2 protein-coding genes are annotated in these 2635 nt (G+C 70.6%); both read right to left on the bottom strand.

The features are described 5' to 3' along the window. Positions 1 to 680 (bottom strand): methylmalonyl Co-A mutase-associated GTPase MeaB (gene meaB / locus AC2VNT_RS02430; RefSeq protein ID WP_486945337.1); only part of this gene is annotated, 680 nt, incomplete at its 3' end. A 7-nt stretch (positions 681 to 687) separates the two neighbouring features. After that, a partial coding sequence (gene scpA / locus AC2VNT_RS02425; protein WP_486945336.1) for a methylmalonyl-CoA mutase occupies positions 688 to 2635 on the bottom strand: 1948 nt, incomplete at its 5' end.

Below are 2635 nucleotides of genomic sequence, written 5' to 3'. Positions count from 1 at the left end.
GCGGCCGCCAGTTCCCGCGCCGCCACCCGGGCATCGGCCAGGTGCTCGCCGTCGGCCTTGTTCACCACCACGACGTCGGCCAGCTCCAGCACCCCCTTCTTGATGCCCTGCAGCTGATCGCCGGTGCGCGCCAGGGTGAGGAAGACGAAGGTGTCGACCATGTTGGCCACCGCCACCTCGGACTGCCCGACCCCGACGGTCTCCACCAGCACCACGTCGAACCCGGCGGCCTCCAGCAGCACGATCGTCTCCCGGGTGGCCCTGGCCACCCCGCCGAGGGTGCCGGAGGTCGGCGACGGCCGAATGTAGGCGTCCGGGTGGGCGGCCAGCCGCGGCATCCGGGTCTTGTCCCCCAGGATCGACCCGCCGGTGCGGGTGGACGACGGGTCGACGGCGAGCACCGCCACCCGGTGTCCCCGCTCGATCAGGTGCATGCCGAGCGCCTCGATGGTGGTCGACTTGCCCACCCCCGGCACCCCGGTGATGCCGACGTGCTGGGCGGCCCCGGCGGTGGCCATCAGCGCCAGCAGCAGCCGCTGCGCCTGGCCGCGGTGGTCGGGCCGGGTCGACTCGACCAGGGTGATCGCCCGGTCCAGCCCGGACCGGTCTCCCGCGTTCACCGCGCGCGCCAGGTCGGCGACGACGGCGTCGTCGGCCCCGTCGGGGTCTGCAGTGGCCACCGGGTCGCTACTTCAGCCGGTAGCCGCGCTGTTCGGCGAGGGTCTGCAGCAGGTTGATCGCCGCGTCGGCGATCACCGTGCCGGGCGGGAAGATCGCCGTCGCCCCGGCGGCGTAGAGCTCGTCGAAGTCACCCGGCGGGATCACCCCGCCGACCACGATCATGATGTCCGGCCGGCCGACCCGCACCAGCGCGTCGCGCAGCGCGGGCACCAGGGTCAGGTGCCCGGCGGCCAGCGACGACACCCCGACCACGTGCACGTCGTTGTCGGCGGCCTGGCGGGCCACCTCGTCCGGGGTGGAGAACAGCGCGCCGACGTCGACGTCGAAGCCGATGTCGGCGAACGCGGTGGCGATCACCTTCTGGCCGCGGTCGTGCCCGTCCTGACCCATCTTGGCGACCAGAATCCGGGGCCGCCGGCCGTCGGCCTCGGCGAACTTCTCGACCAATTCGGTTGCGCCGGCGATGTTGCTGCCCTTCCCGACCTCGTCGCGGTACACCCCGGCGATGGTGCGAATCTCCGCCTGGTGCCGGCCGTAGACCTTCTCCAGCGCGTCGGAGATCTCCCCCAGCGTAGCCCTGGCCCGGGCGGCGTCGATCGCCAGCGCCATCAGGTTGTTGCCCAGCCCGTCCTCGCCGGCCGGACCGTGCTCCGCTGCCGCCCGGGTCAGCTCGGCCAGCGCGCCCTGGCAGGCCGCCTCGTCGCGGTCGGCGCGCAGCTGATCGAGCTTGGCCAGCTGCTCGGCGCGCACCCGGCTGTTCTCGACCCTGAGCACCTCGATCTCTTGGTCCTCGACGACCTGGTATTTGTTGACGCCGACGACCGGTTGGCGGCCGGAGTCGATGCGGGCCTGGGTGCGGGCGGCGGCCTCCTCGATGCGCAGCTTCGGGATGCCGTCGCTGATCGCCTGCGCCATCCCGCCGTGCGCGGTCACCTCGGCGAAGTGCGCCCGAGCGCGTTGGGCGAGCTGGTGGGTGAGCCGTTCGACGTAGTACGAGCCGCCCCACGGATCGATCGGGCGGGTGGTCCCGGACTCCTGCTGCAGCAGCAGCTGGGTGTTGCGGGCGATCCGCGCCGAGAAATCGGTGGGCAGCGCCAGCGCCTCGTCCAGCGCGTTGGTGTGCAGCGACTGGGTGTGGCCCTGGGTGGCGGCCATCGCCTCGATGCAGGTGCGGGCCACGTTGTTGTAGACGTCCTGGGCGGTCAGCGACCACCCGGAGGTCTGCGAATGGGTCCGCAACGACAATGATTTTGAGCTTTTGGGCTCGAACTCGCCGACCAGTTCGCTCCACAGCAGCCGGCCGGCCCGCAGCTTGGCGACCTCCATGAAGAAGTTCATCCCGATGCCCCAGAAGAACGACAGCCGGGGCGCGAACTTGTCGATGTCCAGCCCGGCTTCCAGGCCGGCCTTGATGTAGTCCACCCCGTCGGCCAGCGTGTAGGCGAGCTCCAGGTCGGCGGTGGCCCCGGCCTCCTGGATGTGGTAGCCGGAGATCGAGATCGAGTTGAACTTCGGCATCTTGGCGCTGGTGTAGCCGAAGATGTCGGAGATGATCCGCATCGACGGCTTCGGCGGGTAGATGTAGGTGTTGCGGACCATGAACTCCTTGAGGATGTCGTTCTGGATGGTCCCGGCCAGCTTCTCCGGCGGCACCCCCTGCTCCTCGGCGGCCACCACGTACAGCGCCAGGATCGGCAGCACCGCGCCGTTCATGGTCATCGACACGCTCACCGCGCTCAGGTCGATCCCCTCGAAGAGCTGGCGCATGTCCAGGATGGAATCGATTGCCACCCCGGCCATTCCGACGTCGCCCTGCACCCGCGGATGGTCGGAGTCGTAGCCGCGGTGGGTGGCCAGGTCGAAGGCGACCGACAGGCCCTTCTGCCCGGCAGCCAGGTTGCGTCGGTAGAAGGCGTTGGACTCGGCGGCGGTGGAGAAGCCGGCGTACTGGCGG

The sequence above is a fragment of the Mycobacterium sp. TH-M15 genome (assembly GCF_057473705.1).
This window is presented reverse-complemented; position numbering and strand designations above follow the sequence as displayed.